Below are 21371 nucleotides of genomic sequence, written 5' to 3' on the forward strand. Positions count from 1 at the left end.
GACTGTTGTCCGGAGATTTTGCCAAATTAGGAAGTCTTTTTCAGAGTTTCCCTAGAGGCAAGCGACGCCTAGGTTCAGATGTAAGAACGCAGCGACGTATGACCTCGCTGGTGGATTCAAATCCTACGGGGTGCAGAGGTGGGGTAAATGGTGTGACAGGCGTTGCCAGGACTATAAGTCTATGGTTTTTATGATTTTTATTCTGTTACACCGCGATGTTCGCACGACCACATTCAGCGTTACTGCAAGAGTAGGTGTAACAAGACGCGCTAATGGCAGTATGATATGATTGAATAGAGTTAAGATTCCTAGCCAGTCGGCTGATGGTAACAGGCAATAAAGATTTTCTTTCGAATAAACCAAACTCGTAAATTTAACCTGATAGTAAGCATGGAAGAAAAAATGGGCACAACCATCAGGAAGCAAAAAAAAAACCAAATTCCAAATAGAGAGCAGATGCTTCGTGAAAGATTGATAGGTAAGTATGTAACAAGTCTACGCAAGAGCTCAAATATTCAAGCGGCAATATACAATCTTAAAGCCAAGACAGATCCGGAGCAGCTGTTCTCGATATTTCCAAGAATTCCTAATTTGGCCGAGCAATTAGATACTGTTTATGGGCAGCCATTTCCACGAAAACTTTCAGAATTATTTAGCACTCCAGTACTGGGAGTTCCCACGACAAAAGTTTCTGAGTTGATGTGGGCAATATGCCGCTGTGTGCAATTTGGGGAGCAACTAAATAGCTTTGCGGTGCTTCAGGTAAAGTACGAAGAAAGTATCTTGCGCGATGATAAGGATGAGTGCCTTAGGATACTCGAGAAAATTGAACAGTCATTTGGGGTCTCAACGTGGCTCATACAAGCTCGACTTTGTACAGCGCAGCACTGGGAAGGATTTGAGGGAGCACGAAAAATTGAGGAGAAGTACCTCGCTGAGTTAGGCTCTAATCAGTTCCTTCAATTGATATTTTGGTTTATAAAAAAACGCATTGATGCAACTGCTGTCAAAGACAACTTGGAGGAGGAGTTAAAGGCAGTTACTGCTGAGTATGATGAGGTGCTGCAGAAGTATCTACATTGTAAAGTTTTGGACCAAGTGGAGATGCCTCCGGACAGCGTTGCACCAATGTTGTTTCACGAGTCGCATAGCGGCATTATTGATACTTACGAAGCTGTTGTGTGTATATTGCAGGCGCTAGTAACTCAGAACATCATGCCGAAGGAAATCAAAGGCAAGTTTGTTAAGTCAATTTCTGTGTTGTTTGACAAGATAAATGATCTGCGCCTGATAGGCGTCTTAAGAGCGTTTGGAATTGTGAAACCTGAGTTTTCACTTGTAGATCCCGTACGAGCCAAAGCAATTGATGCGTACACATCAGAAAGTTATGAGGAGTTTCTTCCTCTTGCGAGTGATGTACTAGGTCGACAGCCAAGTGATATGTATATTTTTGTTTTGAAAGTAAAGTCTCAGATCGCATCCGCTATAGAATTCTCGGAAGGTGCAGGTGTAGCAAGCTATTTAGAATCTAACTTGCGTGACTTTTTTGCTCTTTCAGACAAAACATATATTGCTGCTCATGCTATCTTGACACTGGCAAGGAGATTTTATAATCACTCTTGGGCTAATTATTCAAAGTCTTTAGTGATGCATGAATTACAGGCTGAAGGTGAAGGCTTTCGTGGATATTGGCTGAGAGATGTAATCCTCAGGGATCAGGGGTTGAGCCCCTTCAGTCTTTTAGTTGCCACCGCGGGGATCAAGGCTAACTTACTCAAGGATGATTCTTTTACATCATTCTTTCCTAGAACAATGAGACTATTCAATGTTTCAGACAAAGGTGAAGATATTGGCTCTGAGTATGTAGCGGAATATAAACTCAAGAAGGCTTTGGCGAGGTTTCAACTTTCCGGTAAAAATGCGGATGAGGCATTGGTCACCTATCAGTGGCTTTATGAAAATGCACCGGCGATCGACAGAATTAAATTTGGAGGTGGTCTAGCAATATCTTATCTAAAGAAAAAAGATTTCAGTTCTGCAGCAAAAGCTACAGTTATTAGTTTTTTTGATAATCCAGATATACCGACCGCTGTACCTATCAAAGAAGTAGTCGACGCCCTGCCGGCGGCAGATAGTTGGCCCAACTGTGTAAGCATTCCTTTAATTTTAGGACTTCACTTAGAATTTTTCGATGCGTCAAGATTGGCAGAGTTACGATACGCATTCGAAAAATTTCAACTGGAAAATAATGTTAATATACCTGATGAGTTGGTTGCAGTCCTAGACGGATGGCCCGAGAACGTTAAAGTAGCGTATCTTGATCGTGTTTGGCGTCCTGAAATAATGAGAAAGACAGTAATATATGATGGTACTAAAGTTATTGAAGAGGCAAGAATAAAAGTTTGTCAAAAGCTTGTGGATCTAGACCCATTAAACTCCAAGAAATATCTTGAAGAAATTAAAGATCGTGTTAAACAGCAAGCGATTGCCAAAGGAATGACGCTGGTTGAACAGAGTAAGGTGTATGTAGATATTGATGCGATTAAAAAAGTTCTTAGAACTAAACTCGGTGACACATACGCTAGATATAAAACAATTACACCCAGCCTGCCCACCGCAAGTGAAGCTATCCTAGAGAGTTTGTCTCATTTAATGTTGGAGTCACGAAATGCTGGAGATTCTGCGACGGCCCGAATGTTAGCGCACTTTAGGGTTCTCTCTTTAGATACTACCAGCGAAACTGATGCTCAATTTGATGCGCTATATTCTGAGGTTACTAACGAGTTTCTGAAGGGAGGACATGGCCTTAATGCTTATTTAAGTACTCGAGTTAGACACGGCACTCTAAGTAGCACTCTCAGAAAAGCTGTTGAGGACGAAAGCTTAGTGACCAGTAAAGAGGAGAAGGGTGATAATTACCTCCCTAATGATTATTGGCTGCATAGTTTTGAGGGTGGGATTACTCATGCTAGTGAGACAGTAATTAGGGAGGCGTTAAATGTATTCTCAAGAGAATTTGATGAGATTTTAGATTTCGTTAAAGATCGTCTGTTGCAGGTTAGAGTTGTGAATGAAGTCGCTGCTGCTGGCGAAGATCGACATGCTTTGTTTATTTATAATTCATCACGTCTAGAGAGAAAGGCCGCTCAGGTAGAAGATCGATCCGTAAAGGATATTGACCAGTTTATTGAAAGATGCGTTGATTCGTTGTGGGAAAAGACGGATCGCAATCTAGAGTCTGTTCAGAGGGTGTTCAACACCACGATTCGCGACAGAGTATCGGAGGCTTTTGATAATTTAGTCAATCGTATTGGCGATCTTCAAGGGCTACCTGTGCATAGTGAATTAGTGAATGCTATTGGTCGAGCTAGAACGAACACTCGAACTCGGCTGGATATAGTTACGTCATGGTTTAAGCGCAGTGAAGTGTATGATCGGCAAGATTATGCAGTCGACTTTCCTGTTCATATTGCTGTAAACATGATAAAGAATACAATGTCTGCGGCATCAAGCTGGGTAGGGGTTGACTGTTTAGTAGCTGAAGGCTCCAATCTAATGCCCGGTCGCACTCTCGATGGCATGGTATATGTGTTCTATGGTCTCATGGAAAACGCCATAAATCATTCTCGCTTTAGCGTATGCGACTTAGATGCGCGGGTTGCTATTTCTTTCGTTGATGGCAAGTTTTTTGCCGAGTTTTCAAATAATGTAAATATGGCTGTTGTTGGTGAAGAAGAGTTTTCGAAGGTTGAGCAAATTCGACAGTCCATTAGACTAAAAGAGTCTAGTCGTCGTGCTCAAGGTGAAGGATCAAGTGGATTACATAAAATTTGGTTGACTGCCAGTGGACCTGCACATAAAGATCCTTCACTCGACTTCAAATGGGTAGACGGAAAGTTTATTGTTGACATCGAATTTGGGCTTTGAGGAGATTACATGCACATTTTATTAATAGAAGATGACGATGAAAAGCTTCGCAGAGTACAGGCGTTCGTGGAGAGAGAGTATGGGCAGGTTGAAATTTCAATAGCGCGATCTTATGGCTCTGGTCTCAGAGAGGTAATACGAGGCAAGGGTAAAATTGAATTGATACTTATGGATATGAGCATGCCAAGTTTTGATGTCACCGATTCTGAGCCGAGCGGTGGCACTCCGGAAAACTTTGCAGGTAGAGACCTACTGGCCCAAATGAAGTTGAGGTCGATTTTTACCCCAACTATAATAGTGACTATGTTCGATTCGTTCGGTGAGAAGTCAAACAAAATATCATTGACTCAGCTCACTCACGAATTAAAGTCACAGTATTCACCTCCATTTCATGACCTTGTTTATTATGATTCCAGACAAGAGGGCTGGCAGTCTGCATTAAAGAATTCAATGGCAAAAATACTTAAGGGAATAAAATGAACATTCTTATAGTTGATGATGAGATTGATAAGGCTCATGTGATTTCCAAAACATTTAGAGATGCAGGTGTTGTGGCAAAAATTGTTCATGAAACCACCGCCGTTGCAGCACGTAAACGAATAAGGTTGTCCAAGTTTGATATTTTAGTCATTGACTTAAACCTTCCTAATGGCATTGATGATAGTCCAGAAATTGAAGGTGGTATTGATCTTCTAGATATGTTGATTATTGATCCACTAGCGACTCTTCCCGCTGACGTTTTCTTTATCACAGGTCGTGAGACCGATCTAGATGTGGCTCGTGAAAAAGCTGCTCTCCGAGGAGCGATATTATGGCAATACGCTACCGAGGCTGAATCTTGGAAGAGGATACTATTGGGTCGAGTTAAGTATCTTGTCGCTCGCAATGGACGTACTTCCGAAGGCCAAGCAGTAGACATCGCGATTGTAACTGCACTGCAAAGCCCCGAGCTAGATGCGGTTTTGAAGCTAAATTACAATTGGCATGTTAAACGTTTTGTGAATGATCCAACTACCTATCACTTCGGAAGCTTTCAGCGAGGAGAAGAAGTTGTTAATGTAGTTGCTGTTTGTGCTCCAAGAAAAGGAATGCCCTCTGCATCGTCCGTTTCGGCAAAAATGGTTAGTCAGTTCTCACCAAAATATTTAGTTATGACGGGGATTTGCGCAGGTATACCTGGCAAAGCCAACTTGGGGGATGTTGTTGTGGCTGACCCTGCATGGGATTATGGCAGCGGAAAGAGAATTTTGGACTCTAATGAGTCACCAGTATTCCAGGGGGCGGCATATCAGATGCCACTGGATGCAAACGTCCGTCAGATCGTTAATGAATTAGTTCGAGATAGTAACACTACACAATCAATTCGAGCGACTTGGAGTGGTAACACTCCTCAAGGAACCCTAGCAATACGTGTTGCCCCAATGGCTTCCGGGGCGAGTGTTATTGCAGACGATCAAGAGGCCCGTAATGTTGTCGTACAACATAGAGAGCTTGCAGCAATTGAGATGGAAGGGTACGCGGTAATGGCTGCAGTAGAGTGTGCTGTAAACCCAAAGCCCATCGCAATAGTTATCAAGTCTGTTTGCGACTTTGCTGATACAGGAAAGAATGATGACTGGCAAGCATACGCGGCGCATACAAGTGCTGCTTTTGCGGATAAATTATTTAGATCCGATGCTTTTGATTTAAACTGATTTATTCAGTTTTCATGGGAGTATTTTAGATATCTACCTTTACGGTGGGGAAAAACGGAGGCTATAGCTTCCGTTTATTTGCCGTATTTATCTAGGTTGCTTGTGAGTTATAGATGAAGTTGTGCTGGGTGGGCAGCTCAAACTACTCGCAGCCTAATGCTTAGAAGGTATTGTTTGCCGCCACTCGGTCAGCGATTTTTCGAGTCTGTTTGCTGATTAAGGATTTTTACCGTTGGATGCGTTTTCCATGAGCTGAGCCACCATCTGCATGACTTGTGAGCCGCTGATTTCAGGATAGCCACCGAAGCCAAGCAAGGACCACTTGCCATCAGGCTTTTTGTAGCGCAGCTCTCAGGATTTCTGCCCGTTGGCTTTGACTCGAAATACAGACCCTTGCCATCCAGCTCCCGGTAGGTGGCTGTCTCTGGCTTCAGGTTAGTCAAGGGGCAGCGCTTGATTTCAGTACACTTCACTGCGTGTATGCCTCCAGTTCAAGAAATCGCAAAGCATACTCGGAGGGGCATACAAGGCGTGAAGTAATAGGAGGGAGACGGAGTGGATACCCAAAAACAAAAAAGCCCGCACAAGGCGGGCTTTCGGAGTTCTTCGTAGACTGTCCACAACTCAAGACACATCCAGACTGCAAAATATGGTGCACCAGGCGGGATTCGAACCCACGACCCCTGCCTTCGGAGGGCAGTACTCTATCCAGCTGAGCTACTGGTGCGACGCGGGCGCCATGATACTCACATGGGTACGGGGCGTCCAGTTGCGGGCGGTGTGCGACACAAATCATCCGGCGCGCCCTGCAACAGCCTTTCATCACCTCACACCCTCTGTCGTCCACAAAGGAACAGCCCACCGCTACCGGCACAACCGCCAGCTGGTGCATGATGCTCCCCATACCACTCCGTCAGTTCGTTCTCACCGAGGGCCTCTTATCAATCAGTTCAAAAGCATCGAGCGCAGCCCGTGCCGCGTTCTTATTACCGGCGCCAGTATCGCGGGGTGTGCCGCGGCCTGGTGGCTGACGCAGCGCGATTGCGATGTCACGGTTGTCGAGCAGGCGCCTGCCTTTCGTGATGGTGGGCAGAATGTGGATGTGCGGGGTGCGGCTCGGGAGGTCTTGCGCCTGATGGGGCTTGAGCAGGCGGTGAAGGATCTCAATACCGGCGAGACGGGGCTTGCGTGGGTCGATGAGGATAACCGCACGGCGGCGCGCATTGATCTGGCCGGTCTGGACGGGGACGGCCCGACGGCTGAGCTTGAGGTGTTGCGCGGTGACCTTGCGCGTCTGCTGTATGAGGCGTCGTCTGCTGATGCGTTCTATCGCTTTGGTGATCGCATCGTCTCGGTCGAGCACGATGCGGAGGGCGTGTCGGTCACGTTCGAAGGCGGTGGCCAGGAGAGTTTTGATCTGCTGATCATTGCCGAAGGTGTCGGCTCGCGCACGCGGGAGCTGGTGTTCCCCGGCGAGAATCAGCCGCGCCGGATGGATTTGGCGTGCGCGTTCTTTACTGTGCCTCGCGCGCCGACCGATAGCCAGACCGCGCGCTGGTATAACGCGGTGGGCGGTCGCAGTGCGGGTGTTCGTCCGGACAATCGCGGTACGACGCGTGCGTTCTTTAATGTGCAGGGCCGAAGCCACCTGACGGTCGGCAACAGTGTTGCCGAGCAGAAAGCGTTTCTCCGGGCGTCGTTTGCAGGCGCGGGCTGGGAGGTGCCTCGTCTGCTGGAGGGGATGGAGGCTGCAGAGGATTTCTGGTTCGACGACTTGCGTCAGGTGAAGATCGATCGCTGGTCGAATGGCCCGGTGGTACTGCTGGGCGATGCGGCGTGGTGTGTCACGCCGCTGGGTGGAGTCGGCGCTTCGTTGTCGCTGATTGGCGCGTATGTGCTGGCGGGCGAACTCACCAAGACCGATACCATTGCCGAGGCGCTTGCCTCGTACGAATATGTCCTGCGCCCTGTGGTGAAAAAGTCGCAGAGCGTGCCGAAACTCGTGCCGCGTCTGGTCCATCCTCGCACTCAGACCGGGGTGAAGATCCTGCGCGCCGTGCAGCGGCTGGTGGCAACGCCCTTTATCAGCAAGCGTGCTGCCAGGGCGCTGACCCCGGCGGTGCAGTCGTTCACGCTTCCGGATTATCGATAGCGCTACAGGCGTGGGTTAATGCCTGCGCCACAGGGAGAATAAAAAATGGAATCGCTACAACAGTGGCTCAGCTTCGCGATGATTGCCTTGTTCGTTACGCTCACGCCGGGGCCTGCGGTGATCATGGCGCTGTCGAATTCAATCACCCACGGGCCGGCGAGGGCGATGGTCGGTTCGCTCGGCAACGCCTTGGGGTTGATCGTGGTTGCCACGGCGGTAACGGCCGGGCTGGGCGCGATTCTGGTAGCGTCCGCCAGTGCCTTTCTGGTCCTGAAAATCGCAGGCGCGGGGTATCTGGTTTATCTGGGGATCAAGCAGTGGCGTAGCGCGCGCAGTGCATTCGATGCGCTGGCCAACGTGCCCAAAGCGGTGTCCACAGGCAGCCTGTTTATCAAAGGCATCTCGGTGGCGCTGACCAACCCCAAGGCAATCCTGTTTTTCATCGCGTTTCTGCCGCAATTCATCCAGCCCGGCACCTTTCAGGTGGAGCAGACGGGCGTGTTGATCGTGACCTTCGCCGGCTGCTCTGTGGTTGCTCACGTCTTTTATGTGCTGCTGGCACAGACGCTCAAGCGCCATCTCAATTCGGCCCGCAGGCGCCAGAACGTCAATCGGGTGTTTGGCGCGTCGTTTATTGGTCTGGGGTTGAGCCTGTTCACGTTGAAGGGCAGGGCCGCCTGACTCCACCGCATAGGGAAGATGCCTCTGCGTCGCGGCTCGACGCTGATCAGAAAACCACACACCTTCCTGCGTCCGTTCTTTTTTTCGAACGGGCTATTGTCCTTTCCCCCCGCAATGCCTAGGATTCGTTTGAGATTTCAAACGCTCTTGTTCGGTCTTCCTGCCTTCATGCGTTGCGCAGCGCTGGAACCCGATGGAATGTTTTCCTGACGATGGCTTCCAAATGGGGTGCATCGATATCAATTGTTCGCGTCGCCTGTCGGGCGATGCTGTTTAGGAGGCCGACATGCAGCTCAAAGATTCCACACTGTTCCGCCAGCAGGCCTACATCAATGGCCAGTGGCTGGACGCGGACGGTGGTCAGTCGATCAAGGTCAACAACCCGGCCAACAACGAGATCCTCGGCACTGTGCCAAAAATGGGCGCAGCCGAGACGCGTCGGGCGATTGAGGCGGCTGACAAGGCGCTGCCGGCCTGGCGTGCGCTGACTGCCAAGGAGCGTGGCAACAAGCTGCGCCGCTGGTTCGAGCTGATGATCGAGAACCAGGACGATCTGGGTCTGCTGATGACGCTGGAGCAGGGCAAGCCGCTGGCCGAAGCCAAGGGCGAGATCACCTACGCTGCGTCGTTCATCGAGTGGTTCGCCGAAGAAGCCAAGCGCGTCTATGGCGACGTGATCCCTGGTCACCAGCCGGACAAGCGCCTGATCGTGCTCAAGCAGCCAATTGGTGTGACTGCAGCGATCACCCCGTGGAACTTCCCGGCGGCGATGATCACCCGCAAGGCCGGCCCGGCACTGGCGGCGGGCTGCACCATGGTGCTCAAGCCTGCGTCGCAAACGCCGTTCTCGGCACTGGCCCTGGCTGAACTGGCCGAGCGTGCGGGTATCCCGGCTGGCGTGTTCAGCGTGGTGACCGGCAGCGCAGGCGATATCGGTGCCGAGCTGACCGGTAACCCGATCGTGCGCAAACTGTCCTTCACAGGCTCGACCGACATTGGTCGCCAGCTGATGGCCGAGTGCGCCAAGGACATCAAGAAGGTGTCCCTGGAGCTGGGCGGTAACGCGCCTTTCATCGTGTTCGACGATGCCGACCTCGACAAGGCGGTCGAAGGCGCGATGATCTCCAAGTACCGCAACAACGGCCAGACCTGTGTGTGCGCCAACCGCATCTACGTGCAGGACGCGGTGTATGACGCGTTCGCCGAGAAGCTCAAGGCGGCGGTCGGCAAGCTGAAGATCGGTAACGGCCTGGAAGAAGGCGTCACCACCGGCCCGTTGATCGACGACAAGGCGGTGGCCAAGGTCAAGGAGCACATCGCCGACGCCGTCAGCAAGGGCGCAACCGTGCTGACCGGTGGCAACAGCCTGGAAGGCTCGTTCTTCGAACCGACCATTCTGGTCAACGTGTCGAAAGATGCCGCCGTGGCCCGGGAAGAAACCTTTGGTCCGCTGGCCCCGCTGTTCCGCTTCAAGGATGAGGCCGAAGTGATTGCGATGGCCAACGACACCGAGTTCGGTCTGGCGTCGTACTTCTACGCGCAGAACATGAGCCGCGTGTTCCGTGTCGCCGAGGCGCTGGAATATGGCATGGTGGGTATCAACACCGGCCTGATCTCCAACGAACTGGCACCGTTCGGCGGTATCAAGTCGTCCGGCCTGGGCCGTGAAGGCTCCAAGTACGGCATCGAAGATTATCTGGAAATCAAATACCTCTGCCTGTCGGTCTGACCGACACGTGGGTATTGCAGCCGATGGCGCGCGAGAGCGACGTGTCATCGGCTTTTGTTGCACCGCAGTTTCCTGGTGGCCTGAAGGCTGCAGCAGTCGATCATCGTATGCTGCCGCAGTTGATCCGGTCCGCTTGATCCTTGACCCACGCCGACCGATGAGCGGCGAATGAGGAATACATGAGCAAGACTAACGAATCCCTGATGCAACGCCGCCATGCAGCCGTCCCGCGTGGCGTTGGTCAGATCCACCCGATCTTCGCTGCTTCGGCGAAGAACGCGACCGTTACCGACGTGGAAGGTCGTGAGTTCATCGACTTCGCCGGCGGTATTGCCGTGCTGAACACCGGTCACCTGCACCCGAAGATCATCGCTGCCGTGCAAGAACAGCTGACCAAGCTGAGCCACACCTGCTTCCAGGTACTGGCCTACGAGCCTTACGTCGAGCTGTGCGAAAAAATCAACGCAAAGGTGCCAGGCGATTTCGACAAGAAGACTCTGCTGGTGACCACCGGTTCCGAAGCAGTGGAAAACGCTGTGAAGATCGCCCGTGCTGCGACGGGTCGTGCGGGCGTTATCGCCTTCACCGGCGCTTACCACGGCCGCACCATGATGACCCTGGGCCTGACCGGCAAGGTCGTGCCGTACTCGGCCGGCATGGGCCTGATGCCAGGCGGTATCTTCCGCGCGCTGTACCCGTGCGAGCTGCATGGCGTGAGCGTGGATGATTCCATCGCCAGCATCGAGCGCATTTTCAAGAATGACGCCGAGCCCAAGGACATCGCTGCGATCATCATCGAACCCGTCCAGGGCGAGGGTGGTTTCTATGTGGCGCCGAAGGCCTTCATGCTGCGTCTGCGCGAACTGTGCGACAAGCACGGCATTCTGCTGATCGCTGACGAAGTGCAGACCGGCGCGGGCCGTACCGGCACGTTCTTCGCGATGGAGCAGATGGGCGTTGCGGCTGACCTGACCACCTTCGCCAAGTCCATCGCAGGCGGCTTCCCGCTGGCGGGCGTGTGCGGCAAGGCTGAGTACATGGACGCCATCGCACCCGGCGGTCTGGGCGGCACGTATGCCGGTAGCCCGGTAGCCTGTGCTGCGGCACTGGCGGTGCTGGACATCTTCGAAGAAGAGCACTTGCTGGAGCGCTGCAAGGCGGTTGGTGAGCAGTTGGTGACCTCGCTCAAGGCGATGCAGGCCAAGTACCCGGTTATCGGTGAAGTGCGTGCGCTCGGTGCGATGATCGCTGTCGAGCTGTTCGAAGACGGCGACTCGCACAAGCCTAACGCCGCTGCAGTGGCTCAGGTGGTTGCCAAGGCGCGTGACAAGGGTCTGATTCTGTTGTCCTGCGGTACTTACGGCAACGTGTTGCGCGTGCTGGTGCCGTTGACCGCCGAAGACGAATTGCTCAAACGCGGCCTGGCCATTCTTGACGAATGCTTTGCTGAAATCGCGTAAAAAGTGTGAAGTCATGAATTGATTAATTTATGACCAAACAGACAAAAAAAGCCCGTTTCGACGGGTTTTTTTTGCTTTGGAGCGGGGTATTTCGCTGTTTTGGGTATATCCGGACGTTTGCATTGGCTAAGGTGGTCGCATTGACATCGGAGAGTCATGATGACCGCTGTAGTTTTGCCCGCCGTTCCTCGCGTACTGATAGCCGAGTCTGATCCGTGGGTTCGCGAGACGCTCAGCGACCTGGTGCTGGGCGTGCGTGCGGATATCGAGCTGGAGATGTGCACCGATGGTAAACAGGCCGTCGAGTGGATGAAAAAACACCTGCCGGATTTGATCATCGCCGCCCGCGAGCTGCCGGGGATCGATGGCCTGAGCCTGCTGCGCGGCGTGCGCAATCTGCGTCGTCAGCCCGCCATCCCGTTCATTCTGATCAGTAATCGCAATGACAGCGCCAGCGTGCGCGAAGTCGTGCCGCTGGCGCCGACTGCCTACCTGACCAAACCACTGAATACCGAAGGGCTGCGCCAGCGTCTTGAAGGCCTGTTGCTGGAACGCAGCGCCCCGGTTGCAGGTGCGGTGCCCGCGCTGACGCCGGGTCTGACCCTGACCAAGTTTCTCGACAAACGCCGCGACATAGCCGATGGCGCGCCGCTGTTCGTCGATGTCGCCACGGCGGTGACGCTCAGCCAGACCGCCAGCGGCATCGACGCCGCCCTGCTGGAGCAGGAACTGCGCAACGATCCGCACATCACCGCAGTACTGATCGCAGCCGCCAACACGGCGGCGCAGCATCTGGGCAAGCCGATTCAGACCATGGGCGGAGCGCTGGCCGTTCTCGGGCCGGTGCAGGGCGCCAATATCGCGTCCGGTCTGGGCAAAAAGCGTATGGCGGTGCTGACCGACGACGCGTTGCTGGCCAAGGCCCATGAGCTGTGGACCCTGTCGCAGCGCACGGCTGATTACGCGCGCATCCTGGGCGGCATGCTGGAGCTGGATGCGGAGCGCTGTTTTAGCGCCGGACTGCTGCAGTCGCTGGGCGATCTGGCGGTATTGGGTTGTCTGCAGGAGTGGCTGCTGGCTGGCGGCCAACTGGATGAGCAGGTGATCGGGCAGTCTCTGGAGCAGTACTCCGCGGCCTTCGGTTCTGCTCTGCGCACCCGCTGGCGTTTGCCGCTGGAACTGCGTGAGCTGATCGCTGCGGTGTATCAGTACAACACCGGCATCTACACACGCGAAGTGCTGACAATGAACCTGGCGGGGCAGATGGCGCGTCTGGGCGAGGAAGAAAGTGTGACCACGCTGATCAAGACCAAATCGGCCAAGCTGTTGAAGCTGAGCGTCGGTGACTTGCAGCGCTTGCGCAAGAAGCTGACTGGGGTGACGGATCCGAGTTTGCTGAGGCCGCTGTCTAGCGAAACTGAGGTGGCTGCCGAGGCGGTCGACGACGAGCCTGATCTGCTCGACCTGGCACCTGAGGCACCTGCTGAAGCGCCTGCTGCACTTGAGGATCAGGCAGACGCTGTTCAGGGTCCGCCCGAGAAGTAAAAGCCCCACTGACGCCTTCGCGAGCAAGGTACCGCGCACTCCCGTAGGTGAACTTGTTCGCGAAGGCGGTATTCCTGACGCAGAAAATCCATCGACTTTACCGGCCTCTTCGCGGACAAGTCCGCTCCTACAAGGCACCGCGTACTCCCGTAGGAGCGAACTTGTTCGCGAAGGCTATATTCCTGACGCAGAAAATCCATCGACTTTACCGGCCTCTTCGCGGACAAGTCCGCTCCTACAGGGCACCGCGTACTCCCGTAGGAGCGAACTTGTTCGCGAAGGCTACATTCCTGACGCAGAAAATCCATCGACTGTACCGGCCTCTTCGCGGACAAGTCCGCTCCTACAGGGCACCGCAGACTCCCACAGGTGTATGTACTCCAACTGAAAGGGCGGCAGTACGCCTTGTTCGCGAAGGGGCCAGTCGTGGTTTCTACATTCGGGAAAGCATTTCAGACCAGTACGATCTGATTCTTGCCCTGGCGCTTGGCCTGATACATCGCGGCGTCGGCGCGGCCGTAGAGGGTTTCGAGGCTTGGGTCGTCCGGGCCCAGATTGGTCAGGCCCTGACTGGCAGTGATGCTGAAGGTGGTGCCAGCGGACTGGAAGTTCTGACGCTGGATCTCGCGTTGCAGGCGCTCGGCGATCTGCATCGCCATGTCCGGCGCACAGCCGGGGAATACCGCAGCGAACTCTTCGCCACCGATACGCCCGAACAAGTCACCCCGCCTCAATGCCGAACGACCGCTTTCGGCGATGCGTTGCAGCACGGTATCGCCTTCCTGATGGCCGTAGGTGTCGTTCACCAGCTTGAAGTCATCGATATCCAGCAGCAGAAACGCCAGCGGCGTGCCATTGAGGCGAGCCAGTTCGAACTCGCGCTGGGCGCATTCGAAAAAGTGCCGGCGGTTGCTGCTCTGGGTCAGCACATCGGTGGTCGCCAGGCGTTGCAGCTCATTCTCGAGCTGCTTCTTCTCGGTGATGTCTTCGGCGATGCCCACCACGATCAGACGCTGGCTGGCGTCGGCGCGATGGCTGACGAAGCATTTGTCGCTGAGCCAGCGCACTTCGCCGTCCGCACGAATGATCCGGTACTCGCGATCCTCGATCGAGCCTTTCTCGATAACCTCGTTGAGGCTGCGCTCAGCGTAGTTCAGGTCATCGGGGTAGATGCTGTCGCGCCACTCACTGTAGTCAGCCAGCAGCAGGCCCGCCGAACGACCGAAGATGCGCTCGTAGGCCGGGCTGACATAGATCATGTGCTGGGTTTCCCAGTCGAACGCCCACAAAACAGCGTTCACACTCACCAGCAACGAGCTGAACAATTGTTCACGCTCGCTCAGGCGTGCGACTTCTGCCTGAGCGTGCATCAGGGCTAACAGGGTTTCTGCGGCTGCGGGCATATCAGTGATCGGTGTGCCGGGTAGGGAGGTGGGAGGCTGCTTTTCCATAAGAACCATCTCAAGCGTTTACGGCCAGTGAGGCGCCCTGTCCCGATTGGCGGGAAAGTTGATGAGATAGAGGGGGAGGGGATAAGTTCCGGGACCGGCGCGCCAGGGGAAGGCGCGCCGATCAACGGTTCAAGCGTGGGCGGGGCGTAGCGAGTAGGTTTTCAGCTGGTCGGCGAACTCGCGCAGGGACTGAATACCACTGGCTTCGGCCTCGTGAATCCACTCTTTCATGGCCGAGAGCATGTCGTGACCGTTGCTGCTGGTCTTGACCCAGATCTGCTGCAAGGCCAGGCGTTTTTCGTAGATCACCTTCAGCGCATGGCTGTGTTCCAGCATGGTCTGGATACGCAGGTGATGCTTGTCATCGAGCAGGCTGGTCTCACGCGACAGCAGGCGCTTGGCGCGGCGGAACTGATGACGCACCGACTCGTCGGCCTTGGCCAGTTCCTGGGCAACCAGCGGCGCGATCACCAGCTTGCGGTACTGCGCCATGATCTGGAAACGGTTGTTGAGGATCGCCATCGCGGTGTCCATGTCCATGTGGCCCTTGCCTTCGACCCGATGGGCAATAGGCGCGACCCGCTGGACCTTGGCCAGACGCAGGAAGCTGAAGACCTTGATCCACGCCCAGCCCATGTCGAATTCCCAGGGTTTGACCGACAGCTTGGCCGAGTTGGGATAGGTGTGGTGATTGTTGTGCAGCTCTTCGCCGCCGATCACGATGCCCCACGGCACCAGATTGGTGGCCGCATCACGGCATTCGAAGTTGCGATAGCCGACCGCATGACCCAGACCGTTGACCACGCCGGCAGCCCAGAAGGGAATCCACATCATCTGCACGGCCCAGACCGTGATACCGAGGACACCGAACAGCGCCACATCGATCACCGCCATCAGCGCGATGCCCAGCAGCTTGTAGCGCGAATACAGATTGCGCTCGATCCAGTCTTCCGGGCAGTTCTTGCCGTAGATACGCAGGGTGTCCTGGTTCTGCGCTTCCTCGCGGTACAGCTCGGCGCCCTTGCGCAGCACGGTGGACAGACCCTTGACGACCGGGCTGTGCGGGTCATCGACAGTTTCGCATTTTGCGTGGTGTTTGCGGTGGATGGCTGTCCACTCGCGAGTATTCTGGGCAGTGGTCAGCCACAGCCAGAAGCGGAAGAAGTGTTTCAGACCCGCGTTGAGCTCAAGTGAGCGGTGGGCTGAATAGCGGTGCAGATAGACCGTGACGCCAATGATCGTTACATGGGTCATGACCAGCGTGACCGCTATTAACTGCCAGACGGAAAGGTCGAGCAAACCGTTGTACAACATAGGCTGTTTGGCCCTCGTAGAAAACCTGTGAAGAAAAAAGTCGCAACAGCATTATCACTGACATTGCTCAGAAAACCAGTCACCCTTGCACATAAGCGTCGCAGGATGTTTCTTGCTTTATAATCCAGACCTTTCTCAAGGCCCGCTTTTTTATGTCCGATTATTCCCGTAACGCGCTGCGAACCGCCGTTCTGTATGGGCTACTGTCGATTCTGTGGTTCGCGACAGGCAGCGCCCTGCTGTCTTTTTTCGTCAAGGATCCGGCTCGACTGGCCGTCGGACAACAGATGATCGGTTACGGCTGGGCGTTGCTCAGTACCGTCATGATCTTTATTGCACGTGACAGATTGAAGGCCATCGTCGGCGGCGAAGCGCAGTTCGAGCGTCAACAGCAGGACTATGACCGGCTGCTGCTGGCGGCGGTGGTGTTCGACAGCACGCGTGAGGGCGTACTGGTCAGTGATGCCGAAGGACGCATTGTCCATGTAAATCGTGCGTTTGTAGACATCACCGGCTATCAGGCCGACGAGGTGCTTGGCTTCAACCCCAGCAAGTTCAAGTCCGGTCGTCATGGCCCCGAGTTTTATCGGCAGATGTACCACTCGCTGCAGAGTGCCGGGCAGTGGAGCGGCGAGATCTGGAACCGACGCAAAAGCGGCGAGATCTATCCGCAGTGGCAAACCATCCGCAGCATCAAGGGTGAGGACGGGCAGCCCAGGCATTTTGTCGCGGTGTTTTCCGACATCACGGCCATCAAGCGCTCCGAGCAGGAGTTGGCGCAACTGGCCCATTACGATGCGCTGACCGAGTTGCCCAATCGTCTGCTGCTGACCGACCGGATCAGCCAGGCGCTGACCTCGGCGCGCTCCAGCAGGCGCGGCTGTGCGCTGCTGGTGGTCGACCTGGACAACTTCAGAAACATCAACGACAGCCTTGGCCATAACATCGGCGACGAAGTGCTCAAGGCGGCTGCCGAACGTCTCAATGCGCTGGCCGACAGCGGCATGACGGTCTCGCGGCTGGGCGGTGACGAATTCGCGCTGCTGGTCAAAAACTGTACACACATGGTGCATGCCGCAGCGCTCGCGCAGCAGGTGATCAATGCCTTCAAAGCGCCGTACCCCATTGCCGGGCACCAGCTGTTCGTCACTGCCAGTATCGGTATCAGCCTGTTTCCCGGTGATGCGCTGACTGCCGAGCAGTTGTTGCGCAATGCCGATTCGGCGCTGTTCAAGGCCAAGACCGATGGCCGCGAAGGGTTTGCGCTGTACACCGAAGAGCTGACCGCCCAAGCCCAGCAACGGGTGCAACTGGCCAGCGAGTTGCGTCAGGCGATCGAGCAGGACGAATTGCGGGTCTTCTACCAACCGGTTTACGACCTGGTGACCGGGCGTATCTGCGCGGTCGAAGCGCTGGTGCGCTGGCAGCACCCGACCCGTGGCATGGTGTCGCCCGGCGATTTCATCCCGATTGCCGAGCAGAACGGGCTCATCGCCGATATCGATGCCTGGGTATTGAATACCGCCTGTCGGCAGATGCAGGCCTGGCTGGCAGAAGGCGTCTCGATTGCGTCCGTCGCGGTCAATGTATCCAGCCGTCTGTTCAGTCGTGGCGATGTCGATCGGCAAGTGGCTGAGGTCTTGAACGAGACCGGCCTCGATCCGGCATTTCTTGAGCTGGAAGTCACTGAAAGTGCCGTCATGGAGGACCCTGAACAGGCCATCGAGCAATTGCATCGCCTGCGTGAACTGGGCCTGAGCCTGGCCATCGATGATTTCGGCACAGGCTACTCATCGCTGCTGCGGCTCAAGAGCATGCCGGTGCAAAAGCTCAAGATCGATCAGGGTTTCGTGGCCGGGCTGCCGGGCGATGTGGATGACATCGCGATTGTAAGGGCGGTCATCGCGCTGGCTTCGAGCCTGGGCATGCGTGTCCTGGCCGAGGGGATCGAGCACGCCAATCAGGCTTCATTTCTGTTAAGCAACGGTTGTGAGTTGGGCCAGGGCTACTGGTTTGCCCGGCCCATGGCGGCGCAATCGATTGATTGGACGCACGCGCCCGCGTTCAACTAGTTCAGCCCTCTCTGACAACGCTCGTCCGGGTGTGCAATGCACCCTGACAGACTCACGCCGCTCTAAAGTCTTTTTGGTTATATCTGCATTCTTAAATAGTCTTTTTAAGAATATCCGCACCTCACTATTATTGCCTCACCGCCATACGCCATCGCCCCCAGTCGCGAAGGCCGGCCTCTCACTTCTCAAGGAATAAGACAATGAGCGCATCTCTACGTAGTGTTGACGGTCAGGACGAAGCAGCCATTCTGCGTGAAATTCAGAGTGCGTTGCGTGACCTGCGTTTTGGTGCCGTCGAAATCACCGTGCACAACGCACAGGTGGTGCAGATCGAGCGCAAGGAAAAGTTTCGTTTGCAGAACCCTGCCAAGCAGAACTGAAGCGGCAATCACCCGACTGGTCAACCGGAGGGTTTCATCCTGACTCCTGATACCCCCCTGAAAAAAAGCAGCGCGCCCGTGCGGATGCCGTTCTGACGCGCCAAGAAGAAATCAAAAAAGCCAACACACCGTATTTCCAGGAGCTTCAATCTATGTCCATTCGCCGTTTTGCGCTGGCGGCTCTCGCCAGTGCTGTTTTCGCAGGTTCGGCTGTCGCCAAGGATTACGAACTGCTCAACGTGTCCTACGATCCGACCCGCGAGCTGTATCAGGACTACAACGCAGAATTCGTCAATTTCTGGAAAAAATCCCACCCGGACGACAAGGTCGAGATCAAGCAATCTCACGGCGGCTCGGGCAAGCAGGCGCGTGGCGTGATCGACGGCCTGCGTGCCGACGTGGTGACCCTGGCACTGGCCGGTGACATCGACGAAATCGCCAGGCTCGGCAAGACCCTGCCGGAAAACTGGCAGACCCGCCTGCCGGACGCGAGCACACCGTACACCTCGACCATCGTGTTTCTGGTGCGCAAGGGCAACCCGAAAGGCATCAAGGACTGGGGCGACCTGACCAAGGAAGGCGTTTCGGTGATCACCCCCAACCCGAAAACCTCGGGCGGTGCGCGCTGGAACTTCCTGGCCGCCTGGGCCTACGGCCTGAAGGCGGGCGGCGGTGACGAAGCCAAGGCCAAGGAATACGTACAGACGCTGTTCAAGCACGTGCCGATCCTGGACACCGGCGCGCGCGGTTCGACCATCACCTTTGTCAACAACGGTCAGGGTGACGTGCTGCTGGCGTGGGAAAACGAAGCGTTTCTGGCGTTGAAAGAAGACGGCGGCAAGGACAAGTTCGACATCGTCGTACCGTCGCTGTCGATCCTTGCCGAACCTCCGGTCGCCGTGGTCGACAAGAACGCCGAGCGGAAAGGCAACAGCGAAATCGCGACTGAATACCTCAAGCACCTGTACAGCAAGGAAGGTCAGGAAATCGCCGCGAAAAACTTCTATCGTCCACGTGATGCCGAAGTGGCCGCCAAGTACGAGAAGCAATTCCCGAAACTCGATCTGGTGACTATCGACAAAGACTTTGGTGGCTGGAAAACTGCGCAGCCGAAGTTTTTCAATGACGGCGGCGTGTTCGATCAGATTTATCAGGCGCAATAAGCCGAATGAGGATGCCGCACCAGCGGCATCACAGGTTTGGCCAAACAGCCCGGATTAACCTCCGGGCTTCGTGCAAGTGAAACCAGGGACTTTTATGTCGCGTCGTATCTCCCCCGTCATACCCGGCTTCGGGCTGACGCTGGGCTACACCTTGGTGTACCTCAGTCTGATTGTGCTAATACCGCTGGCCGCCATGTTCGTACATGCCGCGCAGCTCACCTGGGATCAGTTCTGGACCATCATCACGGCCCCTCGCGTGATCGCGGCACTCAAGCTGAGTTTCGGCACCGCCTTTTACGCAGCCCTCATCAACGGGGTGATCGGCACACTGCTGGCCTGGGTGCTGGTGCGCTACACCTTCCCCGGGCGCAAGGTCATCGATGCGATGATCGATCTGCCATTCGCCCTGCCGACCGCCGTGGCCGGTATCGCCCTGACCGCGCTGTACGCGCCCAACGGCTGGGTCGGCCAGTTCGCGGCTGATCTGGGTTTCAAGATCGCCTACACCCCGTTGGGCATCACCCTGGCGCTGACCTTCGTCACCCTGCCGTTCGTGGTGCGCACCGTGCAGCCTGTGCTGGCCGACATCCCCCGCGAAGTCGAAGAGGCCGCCGCCTGCCTGGGCGCGCGTCCGCTACAGGTGTTTCGCCACATCCTCGTCCCGGCGTTGCTGCCTGCCTGGCTGACCGGCTTCGCCCTGGCGTTTGCCCGTGGCGTGGGCGAGTACGGTTCGGTGATTTTCATCGCCGGCAACATGCCGATGAAAACCGAGATCCTGCCGCTGCTGATCATGGTCAAGCTCGACCAGTACGACTACACCGGCGCAACCGCTATCGGCGTGATGATGCTGGTGGTGTCCTTCATTCTGCTGCTGCTGATCAACCTGCTGCAGCGGCGCATTGAAACCCCATCCTGAGGAGGCGCAGAACATGTCTTATTCATCTGTCTCGGCCGCCGCCTCTGCCAACGCCGCCCGTCGTGGCAGCGCGGTATCGCGACGCATCCTGATCGGCCTGTGCTGGCTGGTATTCGTCCTGTTTCTGGGCCTGCCGCTGTTCATCGTGGTGTCCCAGGGCCTGAAAAACGGTCTGGGCGCGTTCTTTACCGCAATCCTCGAACCGGACGCGCTGTCGGCGCTGAAGCTGACGGTCATAGCGGTATTGATCTCGGTGCCGCTAAACCTGGTGTTCGGCGTCAGCGCCGCGTGGTGTGTGAGCAAATACTCGTTCCGCGGCAAGAGCATTCTGGTCACGCTGATCGACCTGCCGTTCTCGGTGTCGCCGGTCATCGCCGGTCTGGTCTACGTGCTGATGTTCGGTGCACAGGGGCTGTTCGGGCCGTGGCTGCAGGATCACGACATCCAGATCGTCTTTGCCCTGCCGGGCATCGTGCTGGCAACCATCTTCGTCACCGTGCCTTTCGTTGCCCGTGAGCTGATCCCGCTGATGCAGGAGCAGGGCACTCAGGAAGAAGAAGCCGCACGGCTGCTGGGCGCCAATGGCTGGCAGATGTTCTGGCACGTCACGGTGCCGAACATCAAATGGGGCCTGATCTATGGCGTGGTGCTGTGTACGGCGCGGGCGATGGGCGAGTTTGGCGCGGTGTCGGTGGTGTCCGGGCACATTCGTGGCGTCACCAACACCCTGCCGCTGCACGTCGAAATCCTCTACAACGAATACAACCACGTTGCCGCCTTTGCCGTGGCGAGCCTGTTGCTGATCCTGGCGCTGTTCATCCTGCTGCTCAAGCAGTGGAGCGAATCGCGCATTAACCGTCTGCGCCATAACGCGGCGGAGGAATAAT

General features: G+C 55.4%; 15 protein-coding genes, 1 tRNA gene and 1 pseudogene. 13 read left to right on the plus strand and 4 right to left on the minus strand.

Annotation, left to right across the window (positions count from 1 at the left end):
* Nucleotides 1-402: 402 nt before the first annotated feature.
* From QRN50_RS14725 to QRN50_RS14735, 3 genes are read left to right on the plus strand one after another with little or no spacing between them, the layout of a single operon-like run.
* Nucleotides 403-3927 (plus strand): hypothetical protein, encoded by a 3525-nt coding sequence (locus QRN50_RS14725; protein ID WP_096126737.1) that lies wholly within the window; start codon nt 403-405, stop codon nt 3925-3927.
* Between the two features lie 9 nt (nt 3928-3936).
* Entirely contained in the window at nt 3937-4407 is a 471-nt protein-coding gene (locus QRN50_RS14730; protein WP_096126736.1) for a response regulator, read from the plus strand.
* On the plus strand, nt 4404-5621 hold the full coding sequence (locus QRN50_RS14735) for a phosphorylase family protein (RefSeq protein WP_096126735.1): 1218 nt from the start codon (nt 4404-4406) through the stop codon (nt 5619-5621). The genes QRN50_RS14730 and QRN50_RS14735 overlap by 4 nt, the downstream gene beginning before the upstream one ends.
* Nucleotides 5622-5784: 163 nt before the next feature.
* Here QRN50_RS14735 and QRN50_RS14740 read toward each other — a convergent pair.
* Nucleotides 5785-6094: pseudogene (locus tag QRN50_RS14740) on the minus strand (Arm DNA-binding domain-containing protein); the annotation flags it as partial.
* A 177-nt stretch (nt 6095-6271) separates the two neighbouring features.
* Nucleotides 6272-6348 (minus strand) — tRNA-Arg (locus QRN50_RS14745).
* 156 nt (nt 6349-6504) lie between these two features.
* Between QRN50_RS14745 and QRN50_RS14750 the strand changes: the two genes are divergently transcribed.
* From QRN50_RS14750 to QRN50_RS14770, 5 genes are all read left to right on the plus strand, one after another.
* On the plus strand, nt 6505-7773 hold the full coding sequence (locus QRN50_RS14750; protein WP_192873867.1) for an FAD-dependent monooxygenase: 1269 nt from the start codon (nt 6505-6507) through the stop codon (nt 7771-7773).
* Nucleotides 7774-7818: 45 nt separating this feature from the next.
* Nucleotides 7819-8454 (plus strand): LysE family translocator, encoded by a 636-nt coding sequence (locus tag QRN50_RS14755; RefSeq protein ID WP_010431160.1) that lies wholly within the window; start codon nt 7819-7821, stop codon nt 8452-8454.
* A gap of 286 nt (nt 8455-8740) precedes the next feature.
* Nucleotides 8741-10183 (plus strand): NADP-dependent succinate-semialdehyde dehydrogenase, encoded by a 1443-nt coding sequence (gabD, locus tag QRN50_RS14760; protein WP_003367662.1) that lies wholly within the window; start codon nt 8741-8743, stop codon nt 10181-10183.
* A 179-nt stretch (nt 10184-10362) separates the two neighbouring features.
* The gene (gene gabT, locus QRN50_RS14765; RefSeq protein WP_003401617.1) at nt 10363-11643 is read left to right on the plus strand and encodes a 4-aminobutyrate--2-oxoglutarate transaminase; all 1281 of its coding nucleotides are present in this window, start codon (nt 10363-10365) and stop codon (nt 11641-11643) included.
* A gap of 159 nt (nt 11644-11802) precedes the next feature.
* A complete protein-coding gene (locus QRN50_RS14770; protein WP_192873866.1) occupies nt 11803-13188 on the plus strand; it encodes an HDOD domain-containing protein in 1386 nt (461 codons plus the stop codon).
* 452 nt (nt 13189-13640) lie between these two features.
* On the opposite strand, the gene QRN50_RS14775 is transcribed toward QRN50_RS14770, so the two are convergent.
* Entirely contained in the window at nt 13641-14639 is a 999-nt protein-coding gene (locus QRN50_RS14775; RefSeq protein ID WP_003401614.1) for a GGDEF domain-containing protein, read from the minus strand.
* A gap of 129 nt (nt 14640-14768) precedes the next feature.
* Entirely contained in the window at nt 14769-15953 is a 1185-nt protein-coding gene (gene desA, locus QRN50_RS14780; protein WP_024650588.1) for a delta-9 fatty acid desaturase DesA, read from the minus strand.
* 152 nt (nt 15954-16105) lie between these two features.
* On the opposite strand from desA, the gene dibA reads away from it, so the two are divergent.
* The 5 genes from dibA (at nt 16106) to cysW (ending at nt 21370) form a co-directional block, all read left to right on the plus strand.
* Complete coding sequence (gene dibA, locus QRN50_RS14785; RefSeq protein WP_003401609.1) at nt 16106-18025, plus strand: phosphodiesterase DibA; 1920 nt, start codon at nt 16106-16108, stop codon at nt 18023-18025.
* A 200-nt stretch (nt 18026-18225) separates the two neighbouring features.
* The gene (oscA, locus tag QRN50_RS14790) at nt 18226-18405 is read left to right on the plus strand and encodes a sulfur starvation response protein OscA (protein ID WP_003367675.1); all 180 of its coding nucleotides are present in this window, start codon (nt 18226-18228) and stop codon (nt 18403-18405) included.
* Nucleotides 18406-18557: 152 nt separating this feature from the next.
* Nucleotides 18558-19568: a sulfate ABC transporter substrate-binding protein gene (locus QRN50_RS14795; protein ID WP_011266175.1), complete on the plus strand. Its 1011-nt coding sequence runs from the start codon at nt 18558-18560 to the stop codon at nt 19566-19568.
* 94 nt (nt 19569-19662) lie between these two features.
* Nucleotides 19663-20484, plus strand: a complete 822-nt coding sequence (gene cysT, locus QRN50_RS14800) for a sulfate ABC transporter permease subunit CysT (protein ID WP_003401602.1) — start codon at nt 19663-19665, stop codon at nt 20482-20484.
* Nucleotides 20485-20497: 13 nt separating this feature from the next.
* A complete protein-coding gene (gene cysW / locus QRN50_RS14805; RefSeq protein WP_002551394.1) occupies nt 20498-21370 on the plus strand; it encodes a sulfate ABC transporter permease subunit CysW in 873 nt (290 codons plus the stop codon).
* Nucleotide 21371: the final 1 nt, after the last annotated feature.

This window comes from Pseudomonas sp. MEJ108 (assembly GCF_030208985.1).
Lineage (GTDB): Bacteria > Pseudomonadota > Gammaproteobacteria > Pseudomonadales > Pseudomonadaceae > Aquipseudomonas > Aquipseudomonas fragariae.